Origin of the sequence: Methylocystis sp. (assembly GCF_046349115.1) — a bacterium.
In the GTDB taxonomy this organism is placed as follows: Bacteria; Pseudomonadota; Alphaproteobacteria; order Rhizobiales; family Beijerinckiaceae; genus Methylocystis.
Genome location: NZ_JAXMCX010000001.1, coordinates 742482 through 768470 on the forward strand (window position 1 = coordinate 742482; position 25989 = coordinate 768470).

The following is a 25989-nucleotide window of genomic DNA, read 5'->3' on the forward strand; positions in this document are numbered from 1 at the left end:
AACAAGCGGTAAGGGTTAAGCAAATATTTCGACCCCTTGAAGACAGGCTTTGACCGCGCCATCTGGATCGAGGATTTATTGCGACGCTGCGGCTGGACGCCGCGCAAATTTTTTAAGGATTGCAGCGATGCGCGTTTTTGTTTCTGGCCGCCGGCCATTCTGCCGGCGAGAGGACATTTGCAACATTCTTCAGGCGCTTTTCACGCCTGTCGCATTTTTTCTTCCTTACTTCCTGTCGCTCTCCGTGGCGGAGCTGAGCGCCTATATTCTGGCGCTCATCGCCTTTAACGGCTCGGCGAATTACCTTTTGCATCTTCACGTCCATCATCCGTTCACCACGTCGCGCGCGTGCAATCTTCTGCTGGACCTCGTCCTTGGCGCGACGACCGGCATCACCGCGTCGAACTGGCGCATTCAGCATGTCTACGGCCATCATTGTCGGCGCGATGAAAATTATCGCGCGCCAAATGTTGATGTCGGCGCGGGTTTCTCGGGCGGCCGCGCTTTGGCGTTCTGCTGGCGCTCAATGTGGCCGACGATCGTCGGGCCGTTTCGCGAATCCTATGAAAAGGGCGTTCTCAGCCACGTCAAGGAGCCGATCGACTATCGCTGGTCTTTCGTCGAACACTGCCTCTATCTCGCCTTCATCGCTGCTCTACTCGCGTGGCGGCCGTGGCTTACGCTCGGCTTCGTTCTGCCGTGGCACTTCAGCGTCTTCTTCTTCACCCGCTATGTCGATTTTCTCAATCATTGCGGTTGCCAGGAAATGTCGAACAATCCATTCGCCATCGCCAACAATACGACTCACCCGGTGTTCAACCGCCGAAGCGGAAACCTTGGGTTCCACACCGCTCACCATCTCAATCCGACTGTGCATTGGAGCAAACTGCCCGACATGCATCGCGCGATTGAACAGAAAATTCCGCCACAGCTGATCACCGGTGTCAGCTGGTCGTTCCTGCATTTTCCACTGCATGTGCTGCGCGGCGTGCGATGATTTGACGGTTCAATCATTCACCCGCCAAATCCACCAGCCCTTGTGCTGATAGACGAGGGAAAGCCGCGTCAACGGCGAGGGCAGGGAGGTCGAGAAAGGCAGCAGCCGCGCGATCAGCCGGTCGCCGTCGCTCTTGCGTGCAAAATAATGCAGCCGCGTCGCGCCGCTGATCGGTTCGACGGCGAAGCCGCCTTCGATCTTTTGGTCGCGCAGCCATTGCTGCGCTGATTTGATCAGCCCGTGCGAGACTCCGGTCGCGGCGAAATCCTTACAGGCGATCGAGAGTTTCTGCGGCTTTGCCGCGGCGAGCCTCCAGACCTCGGAGATTCGCAGGGCGACATAGGCGGGCTTGCCGTCGGCGAGTTTCTTCAAAGTTTCGCTCGCGCGCGCTTCGTCAGTGTCGAGCAATGCGTCGATGAAACGAGTGAAACTCTCCGCTGAGCCGACAGGCGCGCCCGCGCCCCAGCGCGCGCGCTCCGGCGCCGCGGCGGTTGACCAGGCGGCCGGCAGGAGAAGCCCGCGCGCTTGAGAATCGTCGAGCGGCGCGGCGCGCCCCGCGATCAGTCGTATCGCGCGCGAAAAATCCCACCAGGCGAGCACGACAGCGTCTTGCGGCACATGTTCGCGGATCGCGGCGAGAACCTTTGAGGCGTTGTCCGCTGAAACGTCGGAGAAAAAGATCGGCTCGGTAACTTCATTGCGCCATGTCAGAGGCGTCAGCCGGCCGGCGTCATCGCGCGCGATGATGCCGTCAGCGAGAGGACGGCGCTCGTCCTTTGGCGATATCTCGATTTGTTGGAGCCGATCGGCCCTAAGCCCGAAGCCGTCGGCTTCCTTCGCCGCTTCCGCCGAGACCGGCGCGAAGCGCGTTTCAAACGGAACGGTTGGATTGAGGCCCGCGTAGATCGCCCAGCCAAGCAGAGCGAAGCCGAAGACGATGAGCGCGACGCCGGCGATCAGCCGTATAAGGGGAGTCATGCGCGCCTAAACATCCGAGTTGGGATTGTCGTTCCGGGATTGTCATTCCCGCGACAGCGGGAATCCAGAGCCGTTGCGACAATCAGTGTTGTTTTCTGGATTCCCGATCGCGCTTCGCGCATCGGGAATGACGTTGCGGGTTCTCCACCATAGCAGCGCCGTCATTGCGAGGAGCGCAGCGACGAAGCAATCCAGAACCGTGGGCGCTACGCTGGATTGCTTCGCTTCGCTCGCAATGACGGTGTCGAGGTTGGATCACCCGCTCTTGCGACCGCGCCGCATCAATAGGCCGGCGCCGGCAATCACGGCGAGCAGCCCGAGACCGCCGGCGAAGGCACGGCGCGTCGGCGAATCGAGCTCGAGATCGCCGCGCTTCTGGCCGGCGATGCGCTTCAACTCGGCGCGAATCTCCGCCGCTTCGCGCAGCTTCGTATCCTCGTCGTTGATTTTCGCCGCCGCGCCGATGAGCTGCGACCAGCCCTCGGTATAGGTGTAGCCGCCGGGGTTCATATGCGCGAGCCCCTTATAGTGTTTGATCTGATGATGCTCCCACATGTCGGCGAAGACATATTCGATCGCGCTCGGATTATTGCCCTTCTGCCAGAAGAGCTGGAAGAAGCCGCCCGCATCGTCCTTCTCTGGCGGCGGCGGCGCCGGGCGGTTCGTCGTCTGACCTGGCAGCAGCTTGTCGTTGTAAAGCTTCACGAGAACGCTGCGCGCCTTTTCGGTAATGTCGAGGCCGGAGACGATCCCCTTATCCATGCCGTCGAGATAGGCGCGCGCGAAACTGTCGGAGTGACAGTTGGAGCAGGTCGACACCCACGACTCCTTACGCTGCGTGAACCAGGGATGATTCAAATTCTCGGCAATCTTCGGCATCGGCACGAAGGCCCAGCGCGCTTTACGCACCATATTGTGCGTGAACTTGCCCTGATACTCCATGTGGCAGAAAGCGCAGGTCGGGGCGTTCATCTTGCCCTTTTCCATCGCGTCGGCGAGACGGACGTTCCAGTCCCATGCATCGCCGCGCGTCTGATAGATCGTGCCGTGCTTCGAGAGCATGTAGCCTTCGAATTCATTGTGATCGACGCCGTTGTGGCAAATCGCGCAGGCCTGCGGCTTGCGCGCTTCGACCGCCGAGAATTCATGGCGCGTATGGCAGGAGTTACATGTCGTCTGCGGCGTGTGGCAGAAGGTGCAGCCTTCCGCGACTTCGCGCTGCTCCATCGCCGCCCACACAGCGTTCTCGACATTGGCCTTGTAGGAGAGCGCATGCGAAGGATGGCCCGGCTGCCATTGATCCTGCGGCCAGGTGAAGGTGTCGCGCTCCGACTCGCGTTCGGCGAATTGCTGCACATGGCACTGGCCGCAGGCGGCGGCGTCGGGCATTTTCAATTCGGTCTGGTGCTGGCCATGATCCTTGCCGACGCCCATGTGGCAGTCGATGCAGCCGACTTCTTTCAAGTTCTCGCCGGGTTTGAGCGTCCCCATCGAGCGGAGGTTGTTCTCGACCTCAGCGATCATCGCCTTTTTGTAGGCGCGCGCATCCGAGTCGGGCAGGTTGCGGATTGAATCGAGATTGCCGTGGACGCTGCCCTTCCAGCTATGAGTCCAGCCGGGCGTGACCTGGCTGTGGCATTCGACGCAGTCGGTGCGCTTGGCGTCGATCTCGATCGACTGCGGCGGCTTATAGAAATCATGCGGATTGAGATATTTCGAGATCGGGATCGGCTCCCAATATTTCGAGAAGGAGCCTTTGCCGGCGCCTTGCGATTCATCGTAGTAGCGCCTGGTCAGCGCCTCATAGAGCTCCTTGGGCGTGGCGGTTTTCGCAAGGCCCAGCGCCTTGAAGGTTTCGTCCGGCGTGTCGGCAAGGGCCGGGGCGCCGGCGGCGAAACTCAGGGCGAATGCGACGACCGGCGCGAGGCGGGCCGCATAATCGAAAATCCTCTTGAAAATCGGCATGCTTCCTCGCCCCTGCTGCTTCTGGCTGTATTCTCGGCTCCGGCGCGACGAGTGGGAAGGACCACAGGCGCCGCCGCCGATGAGGCCACGTCCGCCGCGCCATCCGCTCGTCAAGCCGCGACGTGACGATAAATGAAGGGAAGCCATGACAATCCGCTCCTTCCCCTCCGCCTTGCGAACCGCCGAAGCGCCGCCCGGCATGCGGCTTTACGCGATCGGCGATATTCATGGCCGCGCCGATCTCCTGCATGCGCTCGCCGAGGCGATCGGCGAGGATATCGCCGCGCACCCGTGCCGACAGGCGGTCACGATTTTGGTCGGCGATTATATCGACCGCGGGCTTGGCTCCAACGGCGTTTTGAAGCGGCTATCGTCGGGAGATTTCCCGACGCCCATCGTCGCGCTGCGCGGCAATCATGAAGAAGCGCTGCTGCGTTTTCTCGACGACGCCGCGGCGCTCGACGACTGGGTCGACAATGGCGCGCTGACGACGCTGCATTCCTATGGCGTCGACGCCGGCGAGGAAGTCGCGATTGGCGGCGCCTCGCGGGTCCGGGTGAAATTTCTCGCGCATTTCCCGCAGGAACATCGCCGCTTCATCGAAGAAACCAAGCTTTGGGCGGAATATGGCGGCTATTTCTTCTGCCATGCCGGCGTGCGGCGCAGCCATCCGCTACATCTGCAGGACCCGGATGATCTGATGGGGATTCGCGAGGGGTTTCTCGATTGCGACCAGCCCTTCGGCAAGGTGATCGTGCATGGGCATACGCCGCATCGCGACGTCGAGGATTTGCCCAACCGGATAAATCTCGACACCCAAGCGGTGAGCAGCGGCTTGCTCACGGCGGTCGCGCTGGAAGGCTTCGAGCGGCGTTTTATCCAAACCTGTTGAACGCCGTTTATGCCTCAGCCGACGCGCAATTCGAAGGCGTTTTCGAGATGGCGCGGCAACCGGCCCGGCGCAAGAAAAATCGCGTCGGCGCGCAGCGCATAGCTCATCGCCCAGGGGTTCGCGGCGAGCCAGCGGTTGACGGCCTGCGAGAAGCGCCGCTGCTTTTGCGGCGTGATGGCGATGAATGCGTCCTCAAGAGCGCCGCGCGCCTTCACTTCGACGAAAACGATGGCGCGGCCGCGCCGCGCGATAATGTCGATCTCGCCGCCATGCGCGCGAAAATTGCGCGCGAGGATTTGATAAAGCCGCGCCCGCAGCCACAGCGTCGCCAACGTCTCGGCGCGCAGGCCGTAGACATAGGCGGCGCGTCGGGCGTGCTCGCTCATACCAAAACGCGCGAGATCATTGCGCCCCCTCCCTGTCCCTCCCCCGCTGCGCGGGAGAGGGGACCCTAACGACGCAGATTGCGCAGTTTCATTGCAGGAACTCGAGTCGGACTCCCTCTCCCGCGCAGCGGGGGAGGGTTGGGGAGGGGGCGCAAGCTCATCTTACTTCCCCCGCCCCGCCGCCAACTCCAACGCTCGCGCGTAAACTTGCCGGCGCGGCTGGCCGGTCGCGGCGGAAACCACGCTTGCCGCGTCCTTCACCGAATGCGCTGCGAGCGCCTCTTCGATTCTGGCGTCGAGATCGGCGGCGGAGGCCTGCGCCGCATCCGCGCCGGGCGGCGCGACGAGCAGCACGATTTCGCCCTTTGGCGGTTCCTGCTCGGCAAGCGCGACTGCAAGTTCATCGAGCGTCCCGCGCCGGACCGACTCGAACATCTTGGTCAGTTCGCGGGCGATCGCGGCATTGCGCTTGCCCAGCACAGCCGCGCAATCGGCGAGCGTCTCGACCAATCGGCGCGGGCTTTCGAAAAACACCAGCGTGCCGGGGATGTGCGCCAGTTCGGCGAGCCGCGCCCGGCGCGGGCCGCTCTTGTGCGGCAGAAAGCCCTCGAAGAAGAACCGGTCGGTCGGCAGTCCGGCGACGACCAGCGCCGCCAGCACGGCGGAAGGCCCGGGCACCGAGGTTACATGTATGCCTTTCTCCAGCGCCTCCTGCACCAGCCTGAAGCCCGGATCGGAGACGAGCGGCGTGCCGGCGTCCGAAACCAGCGCGAGCTTCGCGCCGGCTTCGAGCCGCGCCAGAAGATGCGGGCGAATGACCCTGGCGTTATGCTCATGATAGGCGACGAGCGGCGTCGAAATCCCGTAATGGGCGAGCAGATTCTTGGTGACCCTTGTGTCTTCGGCGATCACCGCATCCGCGGCCGCGAGCGTCGACAGCGCCCGAAACGAAATATCCTTCAGATTGCCGATCGGCGTCGCGACAAGGTGAAGACCCGGCGCGATCCGTTCCGCCTCGGCCCGAAGGCCGAAGGCGGCATAGCTTGAGGCGGGCGGGGGAGAGGCCTCGATGGTCATGCGCGTCGCTCTACTTTGTTCTTTATAAGATACGCAGTGTTCGATTAACAGGACAAGCGTAAACTGCGCACAGGATGCGCTTCAAGACGCCCTTGGCCGCAATTCTTCCAAATGGCCCGTCTATTGACTTTCCGCCAGGGACTCGGACCTTAGCGCGGATGAGCCGCGCCATGGCGAGAGCTTTCGGCGCAAGGGGATATGATGCCGACATTGTCTTCTCGCCGGTGCGCCGGCGCGCCCTGGCGCCAGGCCGTGATGAAACATGCCGCGCTTCTCGGCGTTACGGCGCTGCTTGCCGCCTGCAATCCCGTGAGCGGCCCCTGGGGGCCGGGCGCGCGCGACCTTAAGTTGAGCGCCTCGACCCAGACTGGGCCGACGGAAGGCGAAGCGATCGGAACCGGCGCGGTGAAGATCGGGCTGATCGTGCCTTTGACAGGGCCGTCGGGCCCTTCGACGGTGGGCGGGTCGCTGTTGAACGCCGCCAAGCTTGCATATGCCGACAGCGGCGCCAATGACGTGACGATCCTCGTTAAGGATGACCGCTCGACGCCGTCGGGCGCGGCGTCGGCGACACAGGCGGCGATCAATGAGGGCGCGGAAATCATTCTGGGTCCGGTGTTCGGCGCCGGCGTCAAGGAGGCGAGCCGCGTCGCGCGCGCCGCCAACAAGCCGATGATCGCCTTCTCCACCGATTCATCGGCCGCCGGCCGGGGCAGCTATCTTTTGTCCTTCGCGGTCGAGGGCTATGTCGATCGCGGCGTCGCCTATGCCTCGCAGCACGGCAAGAAATCGATCGCCGCGCTCGTTCCCGAGAACGACTATGGCACGCTGGCGATGGCGCAGTTCCAGCAAAGCGCCGCGACCTATGGCGTCCGCGTGCCGGTGATCGAGCGCTACAAGCCCGGCGCGCCGGGCGAGTCGGTGAAGCGTCTCGCCGCCGCGCGCGATCAGTTCGACGCGCTGTTCATTCCCGAACAGGCCGAGGCGATGAGCGCCGTGTCGAAGGAGCTTGTGGCGAACGGCATCGATTCAAAGAAGGTGCAGATTTTCGGCACGGGTCTCTGGAACGACGCGCGCACGCTGAATCTGCCGGCGCTGCAGGGCGCCTGGTTCACCGCGCCGGAGAACGCCGGCTTCAACGCGTTCGCCCAGCGTTACAAGGCGAAATATGGCGCGGACCCGGCGCGCGTGGCGACGCTCGCCTATGACGCGGTGTCGCTCGCCATCGCGCTGTCGCGCTCGCAGGGCTCGCAGCGCTATTCGGAAAGCGTATTGACCAATCCATCCGGCTTCAACGGCGCCGACGGCGTCTTCCGCTTCAAGGCGGACGGCGTCAATGAGCGCGGCCTGTCGGTGCTGGAAATCGGCGGCGGCACCGCGAAAATCATCTCGCCGGCGCCGCGCAATTTCACGGGGAATGGCGCGTAGGGCGAGGGGAATGGGTGCGCTTTATCGCTCCCTTTCGATAAAAAGGCGCGCTCCTTCTCCCATAGGGAGAAGGTGGCCCGGCCACAGGGCGTCCGCTAGGATGCCCGTCGCAAGCGACGGGCTTTGGCCGGGTCGGAAGAGGGGCTGCATAAGAGGGGGATGGCGTAACCCCTCACGCGGCTGCTTCGCAGCCACCCTCTCCCTATGGGAGAGGGTTACGCTCCCGTCTCTCCGGCGATCTTGCCGAAATCGGCGACGCCCATCATCACTCGGCGCAGTTCGGCGAGGAGGCGCAGGCGATTGAGGCGCAGATCGGCGTTCTCCGCATTGACCGTCACATCGTCGAAGAAGGCGTCGACCGGCGCGCGAAGCTTTGAGAGCGCGCGCATGGCGCCGGCGAAATCTTCCGTCTTGAGATGTTCGGCGGTCTCTTCGCGGGCGCGGGCGATCGCGGCGGCGAGCTTATGCTCCTGCGGCTCGATGCGAAGGTTCGGCGCATGGCGATGCGCATAGGCGTCCGGCCCGTCCTTCTTCTCCTCGATCTTGAGAATATTGACCGCGCGGCGAAAGCCGGCGAGCAGATTCTTGCCGTCGTCGGTTGCCAGGAATTTGTCGAGCGCCTCGACTTTGCGGGTGATCATCAGCAGATCGTCCTGTAGCGGCGCGCCTGCGGCTTCTTCCTTCTCGGCGTCTGCGAAGGCGACGGCGCCAAGCGCCGCATCTATCAAATCGTATCGCGCCCCCTTGTCGCGCAAGTAGACCTTCAGGCGATCGACAAAAAATTCGAGAAGGTCAGCAGCCGCGTCATGCCCGGACTTGTTCCGGGCATCCACGCCGTCACGCTGTGCGTGGATGGCCGGGACAAGCCCGGCCATGACGCCGTGGAGCGGCAACCGCAATTCATTCTCCAGCACGATCCTGATCACTCCCAACGCCGCGCGGCGCAGCGCGTACGGGTCCTTGCTTCCCGTTGGCTTTTCGTCGATCGCCCAAAAGCCCACGAGCGTGTCGAGCTTGTCGGCGAGCGCCACCGCGATCGACACGGGATCGGTCGGGATACGGTCGTTCGGTCCCTGCGGCTTGTAATGTTCCTCGATCGCCGCAGCGACGCTCGCGTCTTCGCCTTGAGCGCGCGCGTAATAGCGGCCCATCAGCCCCTGCAGTTCGGGAAATTCGCCAACCATTTCGGAAACGAGATCGGCTTTGCACAGCGTCGCCGCGCGGCCGGCGAGAAAGGCGTCGGCGCCAACGATCGGCGCAAGCTCTTTCGCCAGCGCCGCGATGCGCTTCACGCGCTCGCCCTGCGTGCCGAGCTTTTCGTGAAAGACGATAGCGTCGAGCTTCGGCAGCCGCTCTTCGAGCTTTATCTTGAGATCAGTCTCGTAGAAGAATTTGGCGTCAGATAGTCGCGCCGCGATGACGCGCTCATTGCCGGCGACGACCGTCGCGCCGCCATCGCTGGCTTCGATGTTGGAGACAAGGATGAAGCGCGGCGCGAGCTCGCTCCCTCTCCCCGCTTGCGGGGAGAGGGCAGGGGTGAGGGGCGAGGGGTTTTGCGCGGATGTTGCGACATCGGCGAGCGCTTCACTCCACCCCGCGCCTTCGGCGCGACCCTCCCCCTCAAGGGGAGGGTGGTTGCGCAGCACGAAACATTTCTGATTCACGCGGATCGTCGCGCGGATCACTTCCGGCGGAATGACAAGAAAACTCTCGTCGAATTTCCCCATCAGCGTCACCGGCCATTCGACGAGTCCGGCGACTTCTTCGAGAAGTCCCACGTCCTCGACCAGCTCGAGACCTTGCGCGAAGGCGAGGTCCTTCGCGTCATGGAGAATGATGTCGCGCCGGCGCGCCGGATCGATGACGACATTCGCGTGTTCGAGCGCCAGCGCGTAATCATCGAAGCGCTTCACCTGAATAGCGTAGGGCGCCATGAAGCGATGGCCGTAGGTCACATTGTCCGACGTAACGCCGTCGACCTCGAAAACCACGACGTCGGGCGACTCGGTCTCGGGTCCGAAACTCGCGACGATCGAATGGAGCGGACGCACCCAGCGCAGCGAGTCCGTGCGCTCGGACGCCGCGCCCCAGCGCATCGATTTCGGCCAGGGAAAGTTTTTCACGATGGCGGGCAGAATCTCGGCAAGCACGTCGATGGTTTCGGCGCCGGCGCGTTCGATGACCGCGAGATAGAATTCGGCGCCCTTCTTGTCTTTCTCGATCCTCGCCTGATCGAGCGAAGCGAGTCCGGCGCTTTTTAAGAAGCCGGCGATCGCCGCCTCCGGCGCGCCGACCCGCGGCCCTTTGCGCTCTTCGCGCAGATCGGGCTGGCGCGACGGCAGCCCGACCACCTGCAGCGCGAGTCGGCGCGGCGTCGCATAGGAGGCGGCGCCTTCGTAGGTGAGGCCGCGATCGACGAGGGCGTTGGTGACGAGCCGTTTGAGGTCGTCAGCCGCCTGCCGCTGCATGCGGGCCGGAATTTCTTCGGAGAATAATTCGAGAAGGAGATCGGACATTCGCGCAGTCTATTCCCCTCCCCCCGCTTGCGGCGGGGAGGGGTTAGGGGTGGGGGGCTCGGGCGTTTGGTAGAGCGCGGCGCAGATTGTGTCCACAACGCTTTCCAGATTGCGTAAAACTTCGTGATTCCAAAATCGCAGCACGCGATAACCGCTCGTCTCGAGAAATCGGGTGCGCTTTTCGTCGCGCAGCCGTTCAGCGTCGAACCCATGCTGCTCGCCGTCTAGCTCGATGACGACGCGCGTGCGATGGCATGCGAAATCCACGAAATAGGGGCCGATCGGCGCTTGTCGGCGGAAATGAACATCTTTGATTTCAAGTTGTCGGAGCTGAGTCCAAAGTCGACGTTCGGCCGGCGTCGCTTCGCCGCGCAATTTTCGCGCGTGGGGCGTTCGAGGGGCTGAACGATCAGCTTTATCGTTCATGGCGCGGCCCCCCATCCCTAGCCCCTCCCCGCCGCAAGCGGGGGGAGGGGAATGCAAGCGCCCGGTGCGACAATATCTCAGGCGATTTCCTTTTCCGCCGCGCTTGGCGCGTCGAGCAGGAATTTCTCGACTTCTAGCGCCGCCATGCAGCCGAGCCCCGCCGCGGTCACCGCCTGGCGGTAGGTCTCATCAGCGACGTCGCCGGCGGCGAAGACGCCCGGCATGCTGGTGCGCGTCGTGCCCGGCTCGACGGCGATATAGCCGGAGGGCTTGATCGTCAGCTGGCCGCGGAAGAGTTCCGACGCCGGCGAATGGCCGATGGCGATGAAGACGCCGTCGACGCCGAGTTCATGCGTCGCGCCGGTCGCGACGTTTTTGAGCCGCGCCCCGGTGACGCTCGGCGGATTGTCGCCGCCGACGATTTCGTCGACGACGTGATTGAACAGGATCGAGACGTTTTTCTGCGCGAGCAGGCGCTTCACCAGCACGCGCTCGCTGCGGAATTCATCGCGCCGGTGAACGATCGTCACATGCGACGCGAGATTGGAAAGATACAGCGCCTCCTCGACCGCTGTGTTGCCGCCGCCGACGACCAGCACCTTCTTGCCGCGAAAGAAGAAGCCGTCGCAGGTCGCGCAGGCGGAGACGCCGAAGCCCTTGAATTTCTCCTCGCTCGGCAGTCCCAACCATTTCGCCTTGGCGCCGGTGGCGATGATCAGCGAGTCGCAGGTATAGGTCTTGCCGCTGTCGCCAACGAGCCTGAACGGCCGTTCGTCGAGACGCGCCTCGACGATATGGTCGGAGACGAGCTTGGTCCCGACGTGTTCGGCCTGCAGGCGCATCTGCTCCATCAGCCAGGGCCCTTGGATCGGCTCGGCGAAGCCGGGGTAATTTTCCACCTCGGTGGTGATCATCAGCTGGCCGCCCTGATCGAAGCCGGCGATGAGCATCGGCTCGAGCAGAGCGCGGGCGGCGTAGATCGCCGCCGTATAGCCGGCCGGACCGGAGCCGATGATGATGACGCGCGCGTGCTGCGGCATGAATGTGGCCTCGCGAATGACGAAGCCCGCAATCTAGTCATTCTCAGCGTCGCCGCAACCGCCAGAGCGCGGTTGCAAAAAGTCGGTCGGCTACCAGCCCCAGCCGGTGTCGCAGATATTCACCAATTGGCGTCGCCAGCCCCATTGGGTCCACGCCCGGCGGAGCTGATAGCAGCCGCCATGGCCGGCGTTGCCGTCATCGGGCCAACCGCCGCCCCAACTAGAGGCGGGCAGGTCGGTGCGGTAATAGCTCCAGCCCCAGGGCTCGCCCCATCCCGCGGGCCGGCCCGGGCCGGCGCGACCGCCCCAACGCCCGGCCCAATGGACGCCGGGCAATATCGCGCCACGAACGCCGACGCCGCTCCGGCCGACGCCGTCCCAGCCGAAGCCATGCCAACCGTCCCAGGGCTGCGCCCGCGCCACGCCGGAATGGGCGGTCAAGCCGATGAGCAGGGCGCCGGCCACGGCCGCCGCTTTGGTCGATTTGGACAGGTACGGCCTCCTCTCCGTTCGAAATTATGCAGGAGAACGGAAATGCGCGGCGCGCCGCGCTCGATTGTCCGCCGCGACCCCGTACATTGCGCCCGACGCCTGGAGTTCAAGCCACAGCGGCTCTCGGAACAAAAACGATCCTCGATCGAAAATAATCTGATTGTGTTGCTGTTTTGTCACAGGATTTGCAGGTTCGATGAGCAATAGAATTTCGATGGTTAAGAGTTATTGATCAGCAGTAATGGAACAACATTGGATTGATAATCGTTGTTGAGTTCTAAAAATGCGGCGCTGTCTTGCCGGCGGTCGACGTGACGTGCGGCCTTTGTTTGGACACGTGCAATTTTTATTGCGCGGGTGGCTGCAGGACGCCGCATCGATGCGTGCGACCTCAAAAGGGAGAAGCGTGGTGAATAATTCAATGCCCCGAATTATCGTCCTTGGCGTCGCGATCATGCTTGTTGCGACGGCCGGGCAGGCGGGGGAATGGGTGGGCAAGGCCTCCTATTATGCGCTCAAAGGCCGGACCGCGAGCGGCGTGCGGGTCGGCGCGCTCACGGCGGCGCATCGCACGCTGCCCTTCGGCTCGAAGGTGCGCGTGACCAATCTGCGCAACAATCTCTCGGTCGTCGTCACGGTGAATGATCGCGGTCCCTTTACGCGCGGCCGGGTGATCGATGTTTCCGTCGCGGCGGCCGAAAGTCTCGGCTTCAGATCGGCAGGCGTCGCCCAAGTCAAAGTCGAGCCGGTTTCCGACTAATACCGCCACCATAGAGCGCTGATCAGGCCGCGTTCCGCCGGCGAATTCACCCCGCCGAGCGCGGCGATCGCGCCGAGCTGCAAGGAGAGCGACGCGGTCATGTCATAGACCGCGCTCAGTTGAAATTTCTGCGCGGCGACGACGCCGGCGGGACCGCCTTTCGGCGCAAAGCCGGAAAAGCTCTGGGCGAGAAGCAGGAGCGTGGGCAGGGGACGCAGGCCGAGAGTGAAATCGGCGCGGATTTCGTCGCCATTCTGTCCGCGCGAGCGATAACCGAGCTGCGCATCCATGAATCCGGCAAGGCCGAACAGTTCGAACGGCTTGCCGACGAGCAGCCGCACATCGCCCTGGACGGCGTCGCGCATGTCGAGGAACCGCCGCGCGGTCGGCGAGGCCGTGCGCACGCCCGCCTGCGCCGAGACGATGTAATCGTTCCAGGAAAAGAGCAGCGTCCGGGCGCCAAGCGCGCCCAGCCCCAGGCCCTCATAGCGCGCGCCCGGCAGCGCCTGCGGCGACAGCGGCAGGCCGGCCTTGGCTTCGTCGATGAGCAAATTGAGACGGTCGGAGGGCGCGGCGGCGCCGTTGAATTTCATATAGCCGCCTTCCGCGACGAGCGTCAGCCAGTCGAGGACGCCATGCTCGAGATAGACGCTGGTTTCGAACTTTCGATAGGAAGGCGTCTCGATCAGTCGCCCCCTCGCGTCATAGGCCTTGCGCGCATCGGCGAAGGTGGTGGTGACAATCGCCTGTCCCTTGCCCGGCGGCATGAGCCAAGCGCCGGCGCAGGCCGGTTGCGCCGCAGCGGCCGTCACGCAAGACACGACAAAAACCGCTGACGCACGCATGGCGTAATGCTGGGCTGAAAGCCGCCCGCCGCCCGCGGTCGGCCCAAGCTTATGCTATGCTTGAATTTTTAGCTTGGCAATCTAAGGCCGCGTTTACGCTGCCACGGGCGCAGGGGCGTCGCGTCTGCCCTGACGCCGCATAATGTCGATCGCATTCGTTATTCGATGGGCGCGCGCAAAGCGGCGGTTCGCGCCTAAGCGGCGCGGCGGTGGGAGGCGCCGCCGAAAAATTCGAGATAGCGCGCGTCGATTTCGGCGACGGGCATCACCACGAAAACGTCGGTCGTGTTGAACTTTCGATCGACGACGGCGCCTTCGCCGAAACGGGCGCCGACGCGCAGATAACCTTTGATGAGCGGCGACAGCGCGTCGCGCGCCTTGCGCGGATCGAAGGCGTCATGCGCCAGCATCCGCATCGGCGTGTGCAGCTCTTCTCTTGCGCTAACGCGCCATTCGTCTTCCGCCGGCGCGTAATGCGCGAGATAGCTCAAGGCCTGCGCATGGGCGAGCGGATTGGCGCCGTGCAGGCTGGCGCAGCCGAACATCACGTCGATGTCATGGGCCCGCACATAGGCGAGAAGCCCGCGCCACAAGAGTTCGATCGTGCGCTTGCCGCGATAGGGCGCGAGCACGCAGGAGCGCCCGAGCTCCAGCGCGCGCTTGCCGGCGTGACGGGCAAGAAGCGGCGCGACGTCATATTCGCCTTCGGAATAGAAGCCGCCGGCTTTCGCCGCCATATCGTCGCGCATCAGCCGGTAGGCGCCGATGATTTTCGGCCTGATCTTGCCGAGTCGGGTCTGCGCCGCGTGATCGATGACGATGAGGTGATCGCAGAATTTGTCGAAGCGGTCGGCGTCGCGCCGGGTGAAGGCCGTGCGCGCGTCGGGAATGGCGCCGCCTTCCTTGTAGAAGACCTGGTAGCGCAGGCGTTGCGCCTTGCGCACTTCTTTTCTGCCGCGCGCGAGCCGCACTTCGAGCGTGCCCAAGCGGCCGAGCGTTTCGGCGAGCGCTTTCTTCATCTGTCTTGGCTGTTTCGAAGCAGTTTGCGGAAAATTGACGAGGGCGAAGATCGTCTGACCGATATCCGCGTTAACCGTCCACATGTGCGACTCGCTCCGCATCGATCCATCCGATTGAAGATCACGGAGAGGCGAAGCTTTTGTGACGCGACGAATGCTACGGCGACGCTCGAGCGCGCCGCGAAAAAGTGGGAACCGGCGTTTCGCGTAAAGCGCGCTCTAAATCGCTAGAATCGATTGCGTTATCTGCGTTGAGGCGAACCCGCCTGAACGCCGCGCGATCTAGAGTTGCGGATCTGGCGCGCGCATGACAAGGCGGGGGACGATGAGGGCGACCAAGACCAGGAGACTGTGGCGCGCCGGCGCGGCGTTATTGCTGATGGCGACCCAGGCAAGCGCCGAAACGCCGCTCGCCGGCTGCTACGAACGCATCTATGACGAGGCGCATCTTGGCGCGCATCGCCGCCAGATCGTGCGCCATGTGCGACTGAAGATCGCGCCGACGTCAGTGTCGCCGTCGGAGGGCGGCGACAAGCCGCCCGTCGCCGACGCGCTTTTGCAGGTCTGGGCGGGACAGCGCCAGACGAGCTTCGACTCGCTTGGCGTCTGTTGGCCAGAGGCCGACGGCCTTGTCTGCAACGGCTCGGATTCCGCCGCCGAGATGCGCCGGTGCAGGACGAACGCCCCGGGCGTTCGCGATTGCCGGATCGAGAACGCGCATTCTGGCCGCTTCCGCATCTCGCCGCGATCCGACGGGGCGCATGTCGTGGTGGCGGAGACGCTCGAACTGCCGCAGACGGGGTCGGACGTCGGACCGTTTCTTTATCTCAGCCCGGGCGATCCGGAGAACCGCGATTTTTTGCTGAAGGCCGCGCCACAGAAGACTTGCCAATAGTCTTCGCCGCTTCCCTCGCGCGTCATGTCGCCATTGCGCGCATTCCGTTATCATGGCGCCGCTTTCCCGGAGGATTCTGATCCGCGCCGAGGGATCAAGCGCCTACATCCTTTTTTGCCTCTGACGGCTGGCTTAAGGTCGTCTCCTGTTCGAGATCGAGAGTGTCATCATGAAAATCCTGATGGTTCTCACTTCACACGACCAGCTCGGCGACACGGGACGCAAGACTGGCTTTTGGCTGGAGGAGCTGGCGGCTCCTTACTATGTTTTCAAGGACGCCGGCGCTCAGATTATCCTCGCATCGCCCAAGGGCGGCCGCCCGCCGCTCGATCCAAAAAGCAACGAGCCGAGCTTTCAGACCGATATCACCCGCCGGTTCGAGAAGGACGCCGCCGCCAACGCTCAACTCGACGCGACGATGCGCCTCGATAGCGTCAAGCAGGAAGACTATGACAGCGTCTTCTACCCCGGCGGCCACGGCCCATTGTGGGACCTCGCCGAGGATGAGCATTCGATCAGGCTGATTGAATCATTCTTCGCCGCCGGCAAGCCGTTCGCGCTGGTGTGCCACGCGCCCGGCGCGCTGCGACACGTCAAAAATCCGGACGGCGCGCCGCTCGTGAGGGGTAAAGCCGTGACAGGCTTCACCAATGGCGAGGAAGAAGCAGTCGGATTGACCAAGGTCGTGCCCTTCCTCGTCGAGGACGAATTGATGAATTGCGGCGCCATATTCTCGAAGGTTATGAATTGGGGCGTTCATACCGTCATCGACGGCCAGCTGATCACCGGCCAGAACCCCGGCTCGTCAGGCCCGACCGCCGAGCTTCTTCTCGAAACGCTGCGCAAGGCGAGATAGAGCGGGTCTGGACCATCCCGCCTCGCCCGATGCGCGCGATCGCTCCCAATGAAGACGGCGGCGCGTCGGAATCGCGCCGCCGTCGTGACCCAAACGGTCAGGCCGTGATCTTATGGCATTCTTCCGCGCAGCTTTTACAAGACGCGCCCATCGCGACGCATTCCGAATATTGCGGGAACTTGTCGCATTCCTTCTTGCAAGCGAGGCAGATCGCCTCGACGACCTTCGCCATGGCTGGGGTCGAGGGCGAATTGACCGCCGCCAGACTTTCCAAAGCCGAGCAGGCGGCGATTGTGTCATGGGTAAGCTTGATGCACTCCGCCATGCTCGTGTCATTCATCGACACCATGCCATAGCAGTGCCGCAGATTGTTGTTGCCGTCCAAGACGCATTTGGATGCAGACTCGGCGAGCGCCTTATATTTCGGCGGATGCGAGTGATTTGCGTGTGTGGCGGCTTCTTCCGCGAAGGCGGACGAAGCCGCAAGAACAGTGGCGGCGGCGCCGAGCGTTGAAATAAATTCGCGACGTTCCATAGAAATACCTCCCCTGATGTTGGCCCCGGTGGTACGCGAGGCGCAGCCAGCATAGGCTTCAGAGCGGATTCAGGAAACATCTCGCGAGCCGATTGAATTGCGCCTCATGCGCTGCGGTAATCAGCAAAGACGGGCAGTATGGGTTAAAAAGAAGCTTTTGATTTTGCGCTGTTTCCGCCGGGCAAAACCGGGTGCGAACGCTATTGGTCGGTTGCATTGCGCCGGCGCTAGCCTCACTCTCCGTTCAGCGCCATATCGTCGCGGTGGATGATTTCGTCGGGGCCTTTGAACCCGAGGAGCGACTCGATGTCCTTGGTCGAACGGCCGATGATCTTCGCCGCGTCCGAGGCGTCATAGGTGACGAGTCCTCGGCCGATCTCGCCGCCCTTGGCGTTGCGGATCAATATGCAGTCGCCGCGCGCGAAGCCGCCTTCGATCCGCGTCACCCCAGCTGGCAGCAGGCTGCGGCCCGAGCGCAGCGCCTTCGCCGCGCCGTCGTCGATATGGACGGCGCCCTTCGGCTCCAAGGAGCCGGCGATCCATTTCTTGCGCGCTGTCACCGGATTGGACGGGGTCAGAAACCAGCTGCAGCGCCCGCCCGCGGCGATGCGCGAAATCGGCGCGTCTTCGCGCCCGTCGGCGATCACCATATGGGCGCCGCCGGTCGTGGCGATTTTCGCCGCCTCGATCTTGGTGCGCATGCCGCCGCGCGAATATTGCGAGGCGGCGCCGCCGGCCATGGCTTCGATCTCGGCGCTGACGCGCGGCACGACCGCGATGTGCTGGGCGTCGGGATTTGAATCGGGCGGGGCGCTGTAGAGCCCGTCGACGTCGGACAGCAGGATTAGAAGGTCGGCGCTCGCCATTGTCGCGACGCGGGCGGCGAGGCGGTCATTGTCACCATAGCGGATTTCCGCCGTCGCCACCGTGTCGTTCTCGTTGATCACCGGCACGGCGCGCAGCGACAAGAGCCGCGTGAGGCATTCGCGCGCGTAAAGATAGCGGCGGCGCTCCTCGGTGTCGCCGAGCGTGACCAGCACCTGTCCGGCGACGAGGCCGCGGTCGTGCAGTATCTCCGCCCAGAGCCTGGCGAGCGCGATCTGGCCGACGGCGGCGGCCGCCTGGCTGTCTTCGAGCTTCAGCGCGCCGCGCGAAAAGCCCAATACGCTGCGCCCGAGCGCGACGGCGCCGGACGACACGACGAGAACGTCGGCGCCGGCGCGATGCAGGTCAGCGAGATCGTCGGCGAGACGCTTCAGCCAGGCGCGTTTCGCCGACGCCCTGTTGGGATCGACGATCAGCGAGGAGCCGACCTTGACGACGATGCGCTTGAAGTCGGAAAGGGCGGGAGCGCGCTTGGTCATGTGGGCGAAGCGGAAACGTCCAGGTAAGGGGCGTGGCGAGCGCGATTTGAATAGAGCGCTTGAGTTAAACCAGCGCGCGACCGACCGCAAATTTCGCGCGCCGCCGCGACGGCCAGTATTCGAAGGGCCAAATGAATTTGAGCTTATTGGAATTCTTGCAACGAATGTCTTGGCTGAGATTGTTGAAATGTCGTTTCGATGTGGCTTAAGCTGAATAATAGCCAGCCAGCCAGTCGGCGACGCCGATTCGCGTTTTCGCGCCCCAGCCAGCCAGCAAAAGATTTGGAAAAATCCGGCTTGGGGTTGCCAAAATGGCTCGGGAACGTGCGCGCGCGATCTACTGTACTGCGGCTGTGGTCTTGGCGTTCAATCTGATGATGGCTTCGCGCTCCGAGGCGCAGCAAGTTTTGCCAACAATCGACGTTGGAGGTCAGCGCGCGAAATCCACCGCGCGGACTGCCTCGCGTCCCGCAGACGCGACCTCATCGCGCGTATCGGATGACGTCGATGCGACGCGGGCGGCGGAGAGGCGCCTGCTGGTTGGCGGATCGCCGACGGTTGTCGACGGATATGTTCCGCTGACGACGACTGCGGGAACGAAGACAGCAACGCCGATCATCGAAATTCCGCAGTCGATCTCGGTGGTGACGCGGAAACAGCTTGATGATCGCAACGTTCAGAGCCTCGGCCAGGCGCTCGAATATACGTCCGGCGTCGTTGCCGACGACTTCGGCTATCAGCCACGTTTTGACGTATTCAAATTGCGCGGCTTCGACATGACCTATACGGGCATTTACCGCGACGGTCTGCGTCAGCCAGCGGCGCCTTTTGGCATTTTCAGGCAAGAACCCTACGGTCTGGAGTCGATTGTCGTCGTCAAGGGTCCGAGTTCAGCGCTCTATGGCCTCGGTTCGCCCGGCGGCCTCATTGATCTCCAAAGCAAACGCCCGCCGATGAAGCCCCTGCGCGAGGTTCAGCTCCAGATCGGGGAGTGGAACCGCTATCAGGGAAATATCGACGTCGGCGGTCCGATCGACGAACAGGGCGTCTATTCCTTTCGGCTGACGGGCCTGTTCCGCGACGGCAGGGACTGGCTGCCGAGCGGCCTGGATCAACGCCATTTCATCGCGCCGGCGTTCGCCTGGCGGCCGGACGAGGTCACCTCGCTGACCTTCTTCGGCGAGTTTATGTTCAACCGCACTGACGCATCGCCGTTCTTTTACCAGAACTATACCGACGGCCTGCTCTCGCGGCTTTATACGGGCGATCCGAATTTCGCCAATTACGATCAAAACCAGCGTCGCATCGGTTACGAGTTTGCACACAGGTTCAATGAGCACATCACGTTCAAGCAGAACGTGCGATACGTCAATGTTGTCGCCGACGGGCGCTGGACGGACTTCAACTACATCGATCTCGCGGCCGGCGTCGGCAACCGCCAGGTGGGACGCGACGTCGACCATCTGAACACTGTCGGCCTCGACAACCAGGTCCATGCGAGGTTCTCGACCGGCGCCGTCGATCATACGGTGGTCGCCGGTCTGGAATGGACCTATGCGCAAAACGACAGCAAATGGGGTTATCGCTTCGACCTGGTCCCGGACCTGCTGCTCTATCCCAGGCCGTCCTACGGCGCGGTGGGAATCGTGTCGCCCGGCTTTTCTTACAATTCGGCGCAGAAGCAGGACCAGCTTGCGATTTATGTGCAGGATCAGGCGAAGTTCGGCCCGATTGTCCTGACGGCGAGCGGGCGCCAAGACTGGGTCTATACAAAGACGAACACTGCGGACTCCAATTACTTTTCGTCTCCCGTCTCCTACGTCGAAACGATACAGCGCGATAAGGCGTCGACATGGCGTGTGGGCGGAGTCGTTCTCGGCCCGTTTGGCGTCGCGCCCTTCGCCAATTACGCGACCGGTTTCGTTCCCTTGCTCGGCACCGGACCGGACGGGACGCCGTTTAAGTCCCAAACCAGCGAGCAGAAGGAATTCGGAGTCAAATTTCAGCCGGAAGGCTGGAACGCTCTGCTCACGGCCTCATGGTTCGACATTCGCCAGTCAGGGATTCTTCAGCCCGCCGCCTTCAATCCCAATTTTCAGGAGCAGACGGGCGCGGTACGCTCGCGCGGGTTCGAGATCGAGGGTGTCGCAAGCGTCGGGCCGGGGTGGGATCTATCCCTGGCCTACACGAATCTCGATTTGCGATTTGCCGGCGCCGCCGACTCTCCTATCCACGGCAACAGAGTTTCAGGCGTCCCGCGCGAGACGTTCAAGACCTGGATCGGCTATACGATTCAGCCAGGTTACGCGCTCGCCGGCCTCGGCGCAGGCTTTGGCCTGCGCTACGCCGGCGCAACGTTCGGAGACGACGACAACACGTTGCCGTTCAAGGCCGGACCGACGACCTATCTCGACGCCAATCTCCAATATGACCTCTCTCACATCGACCCCGCCCTGAACGGCGCGCGGCTCCAGGTGAATGGGCGCAACCTTGCCGATGTGCAGTATAGAGGATGCCAGACGAGCTTCTGTTTTTGGGGACCGCGGCGCACAATCATCGGCTCGCTGATCTATCGATTCTAGATCGCTCCAAATCCGCGGGCGATGTGGCGCCGCTCGCGAAAATGCGGTCGCCGTAAGCGCGGCGCATCGGGAGTCGACGACCGACTTATTTCGTCAGGATCAGCTTGTTGTTTGAAGTGATGCGCAGCCGGTATCGTTCCCCTGCGTGAATGATCGTCGCCTCGCGCCGCTCGCCCAGCAGTTCGCGCGTATCGACTTCCAGGATCGGCTCGCTTTGACGCGCATCGCGCGCAGCAGACGCAGCGATTGATTTTTCAAGTTCCTCGTCCATTGCGGAAAGGTTCTGCGTCGCACGCCAAACGTCAATCCATATGTCGACTCTTTGGAATACTTTCAGACCATACGTTATGAAGATTTCAAGATGTCAGTCTCGACGTTTTCCGGACCTAGCGGCTCGAAAAAATTGGACGCCGGCTTTTTGCGCAAAGCGCGCTTTGAGCTTTTGGGATCAATCGCATCAATTGCCTTTAGGCGATATCGACTGGCAAGACGCCGAATTCGCAGGCCGACGCGTTGGACGATCCGGCTAGATCACGCTGCGTTTAGGCGGAATCGCCTAAACGCAGATTACGTGATCGATTCCGAAAGTTTAGAGCGCGCTCTATGCGAAAAACCGGTTCCCACTTTTTCGCAGGGCGCTCTAGCCGTGCGTCCGCCGGGCGGTTAGTCGCCGAGGCCGATCGCCTCGCCGTCCTCCGTCTGTTCGCCGCCGCTCGTGGCCGCCAGTTCGTCGACCTCCTCGGACCAGCACTCGAATTGACGGCGGCCGTAGTTGACCATGGCTTGGGCGAAGTCGTCCGGCGATTTCGCCGTCCAGACGTCTTGGACGAATTGCAGCGCCGAACGCGTGTTGATCTGGCCGAATTCCATCAAGCGGATCGCATAGTCCTGATAGGTCTTCAGCGTCGTCGAAACGAAGGTGGCGTCGAGCGCGATCATTTTACTCTCCTTAAAGTTGCCTGCCCATAAATCGAGAGGGGATGCGGCCGTGCCGACGCCCCCTCTGCGAGCAAAAAGTGATGCAATATTCAATTATTATACATTTGTTCCAACATGAATCTATGACAGTGGAGCAGAGCCTTGATATATATCATGCCAGTTCAGTTATTGCATAAGCTTGAGTATTGGCTTATCAATGACTCGGGCTGCCGAGGTTAAGCTAGGCGATGCCAGACCGAACGCCACGCTTGGTCTGAAGCAGATTTACGGAGTCAGCGGTGCATCGACTGGTTTATTTCAGTAACGTCAGTATTGAATTGAACTTTTTCGCCATCGAAGCGATGGTGGAGGAGGCCGCCGAGCGAAACCGGCGGATGCAAATCAGCGGCGCGCTTCACTACAACGGCCTCAATTTTCTGCAGGTTCTCGAGGGACCTGCGGACGCGCTGACGCTGCTCTATTTGCGGATCCGCAAGGACGCTCGCCATTCCGGCGTCGTCAAGCTCGCCAATGAGCGCATTTTTGCCCGCAGCTATCCAGATTTGGGCATGAAGCTGTGTTGCGGCGCGCCTAAGCCCCTGGGGAAGCCTCGGGAAGCGACGCCGCGCGTGCAGGACCTTCCCGCCATGATCGACGCCTTTTTCGGATTTGGCCACGCGCCGGCGTTCGCCGAACCGCGGTGAGCGCAATTCTTGCTTAGGGAAAGCGCCGGCATAAGGCGCGTCGCGCCGCTTCTGGCCGCTAACATTAGGGATCGCCATGAAGATGGGCCCGGCCACGGGAGACGGAAAATCGGAAGTCCGCACAAGGCATGGGCGGCTGCTGTCCGGTTATCTGGCCAATCTGCATCGTGGACAGGCGCCGGTCAGAGAACTCATGCTTGCTGACATCGACAGATTTCAATCGCTCGGGGCGATCAGCTATGCCGACGATCTCAAAATCGCGCTCAAGCGTTTCACGTCGGAATTCGTTGACGGAAAAAACCAAAGCCAGCCTATCGATCACAAGAAATGAGTCGCCGCGCGATTAGAACGATTCCGGTCAAGGGCGGCGCGATTTAATCGATCAATCGTTGATAGGTCTCCCGTTCATAGCGCGCGAGCGCGTCGCTGATCGCCACTTCATAGCGCGGCTCTTGTGCGTGAAGCTTTCGCAGATGCGGCGGTAGCGCCGCGAGCTCCGCTTTCGCATAGTCGCGGATGTCGCGCAGGTCGCTGGATTGCGTCGCGAGCCGGCGCCCTGAACGCATGAACGGCTCCAGCAAAGGAACGCCGGGCAGGATTTCGCCATGCCGCGCGATGACGTCCCTGACCGCGACGCCGTCGCGAAATTCGCGAAAGACCTGCTTGCGGCCGGGGAGCGAGCGCTTGCCGGCCGAGAGTTTCATTCGTCCCTCGCCGGCGTATTCGGTCAGCTTATAGGCGATGTCGAGCGCGGGCGCGTCGCTCGATACGGCCAAATCCGTGCCGACGCCGAATATATCGATCGGCGCGCCGCGAGACGTGAGCGCGTCGATGCGTGTTTCATCGAGGCCGCCGCTGGCGACGATCCGCACGTCGTTCAAGCCGGCGGCGTCGAGTATCCGACGCGTTTCGCGCGACAGAGCGTCGAGATCGCCGGAATCGATTCGCACCGCGCGGATGTTGAAATCCGCGCCGCGCTCCTTCGCCAGAGCGACGACCTTCTTGACGCCTTCGATCGCGTCATAGGTGTCGACGAGCAGCGTCGTGTCGGGAAAGACTTCGCTGAACGACCGAAAGGCGTCCATTTCCGACGCGCAGGCCTCTACGAAACTATGCGCCATAGTGCCGGCGACGGACAGTCCATAGCGCGCGCCGGCGGCGACATTCGACGTCGACCCCACGCCGGCGATAGAGAAGGCTCGCGCGCCTTTCATCGCGGCGTCCAGACCCTGCGACCGTCTTGCGCCGAAATCGACGACGCTGCGGCCGCGCGCGGCGCCGACGACGCGCGCCGCTTTCGACGCCAGCATGGTTTGCAGCCCGATCTGATTGAGGACCAGCGTTTCGATGAGCTGCGCTTCGGCGATCGGCGCGACCACTTCCATGATCGGCTCATTCTCGAAGAAGGGCGCGCCTTCGCGCATTGCATAGATATCGCCGGAGAAGCGAAAGCCGGCGAGCCAGTCGAGAAACGGCTTCGTCGAAAATTCGAGCGATGCGAGATAGTCGATCTGCTGCGGCTCGAAACGCAGATTTTCGATCGCGTCGAGAACTTCGTGCAAGCCGGCGGCGATCAGAAAATTGCGCTGCGGCGGCAGCTTGCGCACGAAGAGACTGAACGTCGCTTGCGCGTCCATTCCCAGTTCGAAATAGGCGCGCAGCATCGCGAATTCATAGAGGTCCGCGAAAAGCGCGCTATTGGACACGAACCGCTTCCTGTTGCTGCGATGGGCGCATGGCGGCGACGCCTGCGCATGGGCGCGAACATAGCCATGGCCTTGCAGCCCGGCAAATTTGCGGGACTCAATGGCGAGCCAGGAGGCTCGCGGTCCAAAGGCCGCCGATCCTAGACCGCGAGCCTCCTGGCTCGCGTTCGATGAGTTGAGGCTTCAGTCCTTTTCGATGACGACCTTCGCCTTGCGCATTTTTTTGACGGCGTCTCTCGCGCCCTCCGCCGTGAGGGCTCGGGCGCCGGCAAGCCAGACGTGCGTTTCAAATCCTTCCAACGCCGCATCCAGCGCCGTTTCAAGCACGCAAACATCGAGCGCCAGTCCGACGATCACGACTCGACGCACGCCGAGACCGCGTAGACGATCGGCCAAACCAGTGGCGTCGAAGGCGGAAAGCTGGTCGCGCTCGGGCGCCTCTCCCTTGCTGACGATGATGACGCGCTCGGGCAGGCGCAGATCGGGATGAAACTCGGCGCCCGCGCCGCTCTGAACGCAATGCGCTGGCCATGGTCCGCCAGATTCACGAAAGCTCGCATGGCCCGGCGGGTGCCAATCGCGTGAAGCGAAGATCGGAACGCCGGCGGCGTCGGCTTCCGCGATCAGTCCGTTGATCACGGGGACGGTCGCGTCGGCGTCGGGAATTTCGAGAGCGCCGCCTTCGCAGAAGTCGCGCTGCAAATCCACAATAATAAGCGCGTCGCCGGCCTGCAGTTTCATCTTTTCTCTAGCCATGCTCCAGGCGTGTTCAGGCAATTCCAACCGCGCGGCCCGCGATCGAAAGGGCCGCTGCGATGCAGGCGAGTCCCGCCGCGCGCGCGATCCACTCGCCGCACGGCACGACCTTTTCCAAAAGCACCAGGACCGACAGGCCGGCGATCCAAAGCAGATTCATGATGCCGCCGACGAACAGCAGCGCCATCAGCGCCCAGCAGCAGCCTACGCAATAGGCGCCGTGCTCGACGCCCATCCGGATCGCGCCGAGCTGGCCGGGACGCCAATGCGCGGAGAGAAAATGCGCCGGCGAGCGGCAATGCCTGAGGCAGGTCTCTTTATATGGCGTGAGCTGATAGAGCCCCGCCGCCAAAAGCGCGCCTGCCGACAGCCAGGAGTTCAGCGACCACATCAGCATCGAGTGCACGAGGCCGGCCTGTTCGAGCGCAAACTGCAGGACGGCGGCGAGAACCGAGAAGGCCAGCCAGGCGAGCAAATAGCCGGCGGCGAATCCGGCCGTCGGCACGACGCCCGCCGCGAGCCTGCCGCTCCTTTGCTCATGACGCGTGACGCGCGCGTAAAGCAGAATCATCGGCGCGGCGCTCGGGGCCATCATGGCGATCATCATCACCCACCACATCGCCAGCATGATCGCCCAATAGGCGCCGGTCCATTGCTGCGGCATCGCCGCGTCGTCCGAGAAAGCGCCCGGCGAAACGGCGATGCGGGTCATCGCGATGACGCTCATGCCCGTGCCGGCGCCGGTCAGGACATAGAGCCAGGCGAGCGCCGAGATGATGATCAGACCGCCGATGACGATCATCCGGTCACGCCGGAGAAGAGCTTCAAAGGCCGTCGTTTCCACCGCAGCTT

At 62.8% G+C, this 25989-nt stretch carries 26 protein-coding genes; 9 read left to right on the forward strand and 17 right to left on the reverse strand.

Annotation, left to right across the window (positions count from 1 at the left end):
• Nucleotides 1-127: 127 nt before the first annotated feature.
• A complete protein-coding gene (locus tag U1E20_RS03465; protein ID WP_409979190.1) occupies nucleotides 128-997 on the forward strand; it encodes a fatty acid desaturase family protein in 870 nt (289 codons plus the stop codon).
• A gap of 9 nt (nucleotides 998-1006) precedes the next feature.
• On the opposite strand, the gene haoB is transcribed toward U1E20_RS03465, so the two are convergent.
• Both haoB and U1E20_RS03475 read right to left on the reverse strand, forming a co-directional pair.
• The gene (gene haoB, locus U1E20_RS03470; protein ID WP_409979191.1) at nucleotides 1007-1975 is read right to left on the reverse strand and encodes a hydroxylamine oxidation protein HaoB; all 969 of its coding nucleotides are present in this window, start codon (nucleotides 1973-1975) and stop codon (nucleotides 1007-1009) included.
• A 255-nt stretch (nucleotides 1976-2230) separates the two neighbouring features.
• Nucleotides 2231-3940 carry a multiheme c-type cytochrome gene (locus U1E20_RS03475; protein WP_409979192.1) on the reverse strand — a complete coding sequence of 570 codons (1710 nt, stop codon included), beginning with the start codon at nucleotides 3938-3940 and terminating at the stop codon, nucleotides 2231-2233.
• Between the two features lie 145 nt (nucleotides 3941-4085).
• Here U1E20_RS03475 and U1E20_RS03480 point away from each other — a divergent pair, with 145 nt between their 5' ends.
• Nucleotides 4086-4832 (forward strand): metallophosphoesterase, encoded by a 747-nt coding sequence (locus tag U1E20_RS03480; protein WP_409979193.1) that lies wholly within the window; start codon nucleotides 4086-4088, stop codon nucleotides 4830-4832.
• A 14-nt stretch (nucleotides 4833-4846) separates the two neighbouring features.
• On the opposite strand, the gene U1E20_RS03485 is transcribed toward U1E20_RS03480, so the two are convergent.
• On the reverse strand, nucleotides 4847-5218 hold the full coding sequence (locus U1E20_RS03485; RefSeq protein ID WP_409979194.1) for a YraN family protein: 372 nt from the start codon (nucleotides 5216-5218) through the stop codon (nucleotides 4847-4849).
• Nucleotides 5219-5380: 162 nt separating this feature from the next.
• Nucleotides 5381-6295 (reverse strand): 16S rRNA (cytidine(1402)-2'-O)-methyltransferase, encoded by a 915-nt coding sequence (gene rsmI / locus U1E20_RS03490; protein ID WP_409979195.1) that lies wholly within the window; start codon nucleotides 6293-6295, stop codon nucleotides 5381-5383.
• 255 nt (nucleotides 6296-6550) lie between these two features.
• Here rsmI and U1E20_RS03495 point away from each other — a divergent pair, with 255 nt between their 5' ends.
• Nucleotides 6551-7723, forward strand: coding sequence for a penicillin-binding protein activator (locus U1E20_RS03495; protein ID WP_409979633.1), 1173 nt, complete (start codon nucleotides 6551-6553; stop codon nucleotides 7721-7723).
• A gap of 215 nt (nucleotides 7724-7938) precedes the next feature.
• Here the strand turns inward: U1E20_RS03495 and glyS are convergent, their stop codons facing one another.
• The 4 genes from glyS to U1E20_RS03515 all read right to left on the reverse strand — a co-directional run bounded on the left by glyS (nucleotide 7939) and on the right by U1E20_RS03515 (nucleotide 12170).
• Nucleotides 7939-10239, reverse strand: a complete 2301-nt coding sequence (gene glyS / locus U1E20_RS03500; RefSeq protein ID WP_409979196.1) for a glycine--tRNA ligase subunit beta — start codon at nucleotides 10237-10239, stop codon at nucleotides 7939-7941.
• Between the two features lie 9 nt (nucleotides 10240-10248).
• Nucleotides 10249-10680 carry an endonuclease domain-containing protein gene (locus tag U1E20_RS03505; RefSeq protein WP_409979197.1) on the reverse strand — a complete coding sequence of 144 codons (432 nt, stop codon included), beginning with the start codon at nucleotides 10678-10680 and terminating at the stop codon, nucleotides 10249-10251.
• Nucleotides 10681-10742: 62 nt separating this feature from the next.
• Nucleotides 10743-11705 (reverse strand): thioredoxin-disulfide reductase, encoded by a 963-nt coding sequence (gene trxB / locus U1E20_RS03510; protein ID WP_409979198.1) that lies wholly within the window; start codon nucleotides 11703-11705, stop codon nucleotides 10743-10745.
• Nucleotides 11706-11795: 90 nt separating this feature from the next.
• Complete coding sequence (locus U1E20_RS03515; RefSeq protein WP_409979199.1) at nucleotides 11796-12170, reverse strand: hypothetical protein; 375 nt, start codon at nucleotides 12168-12170, stop codon at nucleotides 11796-11798.
• A 448-nt stretch (nucleotides 12171-12618) separates the two neighbouring features.
• On the opposite strand from U1E20_RS03515, the gene U1E20_RS03520 reads away from it, so the two are divergent.
• On the forward strand, nucleotides 12619-12957 hold the full coding sequence (locus U1E20_RS03520) for a septal ring lytic transglycosylase RlpA family protein (RefSeq protein WP_409979200.1): 339 nt from the start codon (nucleotides 12619-12621) through the stop codon (nucleotides 12955-12957).
• Here the strand turns inward: U1E20_RS03520 and U1E20_RS03525 are convergent.
• Together U1E20_RS03525 and U1E20_RS03530 are read right to left on the reverse strand one after the other, a co-directional pair.
• Entirely contained in the window at nucleotides 12954-13724 is a 771-nt protein-coding gene (locus U1E20_RS03525) for a hypothetical protein (RefSeq protein WP_409979201.1), read from the reverse strand. The genes U1E20_RS03520 and U1E20_RS03525 overlap by 4 nt on opposite strands.
• A 272-nt stretch (nucleotides 13725-13996) precedes the next feature.
• A complete protein-coding gene (locus tag U1E20_RS03530) occupies nucleotides 13997-14905 on the reverse strand; it encodes a GNAT family N-acetyltransferase (RefSeq protein WP_409979202.1) in 909 nt (302 codons plus the stop codon).
• A gap of 241 nt (nucleotides 14906-15146) precedes the next feature.
• On the opposite strand from U1E20_RS03530, the gene U1E20_RS03535 reads away from it, so the two are divergent.
• Nucleotides 15147-15716: a hypothetical protein gene (locus U1E20_RS03535; protein WP_409979203.1), complete on the forward strand. Its 570-nt coding sequence runs from the start codon at nucleotides 15147-15149 to the stop codon at nucleotides 15714-15716.
• A 169-nt stretch (nucleotides 15717-15885) separates the two neighbouring features.
• Entirely contained in the window at nucleotides 15886-16572 is a 687-nt protein-coding gene (locus U1E20_RS03540; protein ID WP_409979204.1) for a type 1 glutamine amidotransferase domain-containing protein, read from the forward strand.
• Nucleotides 16573-16669: 97 nt separating this feature from the next.
• Here U1E20_RS03540 and U1E20_RS03545 read toward each other — a convergent pair whose 3' ends face one another.
• Both U1E20_RS03545 and proB read right to left on the reverse strand, forming a co-directional pair.
• Complete coding sequence (locus tag U1E20_RS03545; RefSeq protein WP_409979205.1) at nucleotides 16670-17107, reverse strand: four-helix bundle copper-binding protein; 438 nt, start codon at nucleotides 17105-17107, stop codon at nucleotides 16670-16672.
• Nucleotides 17108-17340: 233 nt separating this feature from the next.
• Nucleotides 17341-18471, reverse strand: coding sequence for a glutamate 5-kinase (gene proB / locus U1E20_RS03550; protein ID WP_409979206.1), 1131 nt, complete (start codon nucleotides 18469-18471; stop codon nucleotides 17341-17343).
• Nucleotides 18472-18782: 311 nt separating this feature from the next.
• Here proB and U1E20_RS03555 point away from each other — a divergent pair, with 311 nt between their 5' ends.
• Entirely contained in the window at nucleotides 18783-21053 is a 2271-nt protein-coding gene (locus U1E20_RS03555) for a TonB-dependent siderophore receptor (protein WP_409979207.1), read from the forward strand.
• An 85-nt stretch (nucleotides 21054-21138) separates the two neighbouring features.
• Here the strand turns inward: U1E20_RS03555 and hemP are convergent, their stop codons facing one another.
• Both hemP and U1E20_RS03565 read right to left on the reverse strand, forming a co-directional pair.
• A complete protein-coding gene (hemP, locus tag U1E20_RS03560; protein WP_409979208.1) occupies nucleotides 21139-21324 on the reverse strand; it encodes a hemin uptake protein HemP in 186 nt (61 codons plus the stop codon).
• Between the two features lie 392 nt (nucleotides 21325-21716).
• Nucleotides 21717-21992: a phasin family protein gene (locus U1E20_RS03565; RefSeq protein ID WP_409979209.1), complete on the reverse strand. Its 276-nt coding sequence runs from the start codon at nucleotides 21990-21992 to the stop codon at nucleotides 21717-21719.
• A gap of 278 nt (nucleotides 21993-22270) precedes the next feature.
• On the opposite strand from U1E20_RS03565, the gene U1E20_RS03570 reads away from it, so the two are divergent.
• Together U1E20_RS03570 and U1E20_RS03575 are read left to right on the forward strand one after the other, a co-directional pair.
• Nucleotides 22271-22675, forward strand: coding sequence for a BLUF domain-containing protein (locus U1E20_RS03570; RefSeq protein ID WP_409979210.1), 405 nt, complete (start codon nucleotides 22271-22273; stop codon nucleotides 22673-22675).
• A 76-nt stretch (nucleotides 22676-22751) separates the two neighbouring features.
• Nucleotides 22752-23006, forward strand: coding sequence for a hypothetical protein (locus U1E20_RS03575; protein WP_409979211.1), 255 nt, complete (start codon nucleotides 22752-22754; stop codon nucleotides 23004-23006).
• 43 nt (nucleotides 23007-23049) lie between these two features.
• Here U1E20_RS03575 and U1E20_RS03580 read toward each other — a convergent pair whose 3' ends face one another.
• From U1E20_RS03580 to U1E20_RS03590, 3 genes are all read right to left on the reverse strand, one after another.
• Nucleotides 23050-24381, reverse strand: coding sequence for a nicotinate phosphoribosyltransferase (locus U1E20_RS03580; protein ID WP_409979212.1), 1332 nt, complete (start codon nucleotides 24379-24381; stop codon nucleotides 23050-23052).
• A 183-nt stretch (nucleotides 24382-24564) separates the two neighbouring features.
• Nucleotides 24565-25122 carry an isochorismatase family protein gene (locus tag U1E20_RS03585; protein ID WP_409979213.1) on the reverse strand — a complete coding sequence of 186 codons (558 nt, stop codon included), beginning with the start codon at nucleotides 25120-25122 and terminating at the stop codon, nucleotides 24565-24567.
• 28 nt (nucleotides 25123-25150) lie between these two features.
• Nucleotides 25151-25981 carry a DUF2182 domain-containing protein gene (locus U1E20_RS03590; protein ID WP_409979214.1) on the reverse strand — a complete coding sequence of 277 codons (831 nt, stop codon included), beginning with the start codon at nucleotides 25979-25981 and terminating at the stop codon, nucleotides 25151-25153.
• Nucleotides 25982-25989: the final 8 nt, after the last annotated feature.

What these genes read in the sequence shown, in the direction of transcription:
- U1E20_RS03465 (WP_409979190.1), top strand. Translation starts at nt 128, where the DNA reads ATGCGCGTTTTTGTTTCTGGCCGCCGGCCATTCTGCCGGCGAGAGGAC.
- haoB (WP_409979191.1), bottom strand. Translation starts at nt 1,975, where the DNA reads ATGACTCCCCTTATACGGCTGATCGCCGGCGTCGCGCTCATCGTCTTC.
- U1E20_RS03475 (WP_409979192.1), bottom strand. Translation starts at nt 3,940, where the DNA reads ATGCCGATTTTCAAGAGGATTTTCGATTATGCGGCCCGCCTCGCGCCG.
- U1E20_RS03480 (WP_409979193.1), top strand. Translation starts at nt 4,086, where the DNA reads ATGACAATCCGCTCCTTCCCCTCCGCCTTGCGAACCGCCGAAGCGCCG.
- U1E20_RS03485 (WP_409979194.1), bottom strand. Translation starts at nt 5,218, where the DNA reads ATGAGCGAGCACGCCCGACGCGCCGCCTATGTCTACGGCCTGCGCGCC.
- rsmI (WP_409979195.1), bottom strand. Translation starts at nt 6,295, where the DNA reads ATGACCATCGAGGCCTCTCCCCCGCCCGCCTCAAGCTATGCCGCCTTC.
- U1E20_RS03495 (WP_409979633.1), top strand. Translation starts at nt 6,551, where the DNA reads ATGAAACATGCCGCGCTTCTCGGCGTTACGGCGCTGCTTGCCGCCTGC.
- glyS (WP_409979196.1), bottom strand. Translation starts at nt 10,239, where the DNA reads ATGTCCGATCTCCTTCTCGAATTATTCTCCGAAGAAATTCCGGCCCGC.
- U1E20_RS03505 (WP_409979197.1), bottom strand. Translation starts at nt 10,680, where the DNA reads ATGGGGGGCCGCGCCATGAACGATAAAGCTGATCGTTCAGCCCCTCGA.
- trxB (WP_409979198.1), bottom strand. Translation starts at nt 11,705, where the DNA reads ATGCCGCAGCACGCGCGCGTCATCATCATCGGCTCCGGTCCGGCCGGC.
- U1E20_RS03520 (WP_409979200.1), top strand. Translation starts at nt 12,619, where the DNA reads ATGCCCCGAATTATCGTCCTTGGCGTCGCGATCATGCTTGTTGCGACG.
- U1E20_RS03525 (WP_409979201.1), bottom strand. Translation starts at nt 13,724, where the DNA reads ATGCCGCCGGGCAAGGGACAGGCGATTGTCACCACCACCTTCGCCGAT.
- U1E20_RS03530 (WP_409979202.1), bottom strand. Translation starts at nt 14,905, where the DNA reads ATGTGGACGGTTAACGCGGATATCGGTCAGACGATCTTCGCCCTCGTC.
- U1E20_RS03535 (WP_409979203.1), top strand. Translation starts at nt 15,147, where the DNA reads ATGAGGGCGACCAAGACCAGGAGACTGTGGCGCGCCGGCGCGGCGTTA.
- U1E20_RS03540 (WP_409979204.1), top strand. Translation starts at nt 15,886, where the DNA reads ATGAAAATCCTGATGGTTCTCACTTCACACGACCAGCTCGGCGACACG.
- U1E20_RS03545 (WP_409979205.1), bottom strand. Translation starts at nt 17,107, where the DNA reads ATGGAACGTCGCGAATTTATTTCAACGCTCGGCGCCGCCGCCACTGTT.
- proB (WP_409979206.1), bottom strand. Translation starts at nt 18,471, where the DNA reads ATGACCAAGCGCGCTCCCGCCCTTTCCGACTTCAAGCGCATCGTCGTC.
- U1E20_RS03555 (WP_409979207.1), top strand. Translation starts at nt 18,783, where the DNA reads ATGGCTCGGGAACGTGCGCGCGCGATCTACTGTACTGCGGCTGTGGTC.
- hemP (WP_409979208.1), bottom strand. Translation starts at nt 21,324, where the DNA reads ATGGACGAGGAACTTGAAAAATCAATCGCTGCGTCTGCTGCGCGCGAT.
- U1E20_RS03565 (WP_409979209.1), bottom strand. Translation starts at nt 21,992, where the DNA reads ATGATCGCGCTCGACGCCACCTTCGTTTCGACGACGCTGAAGACCTAT.
- U1E20_RS03575 (WP_409979211.1), top strand. Translation starts at nt 22,752, where the DNA reads ATGAAGATGGGCCCGGCCACGGGAGACGGAAAATCGGAAGTCCGCACA.
- U1E20_RS03585 (WP_409979213.1), bottom strand. Translation starts at nt 25,122, where the DNA reads ATGAAACTGCAGGCCGGCGACGCGCTTATTATTGTGGATTTGCAGCGC.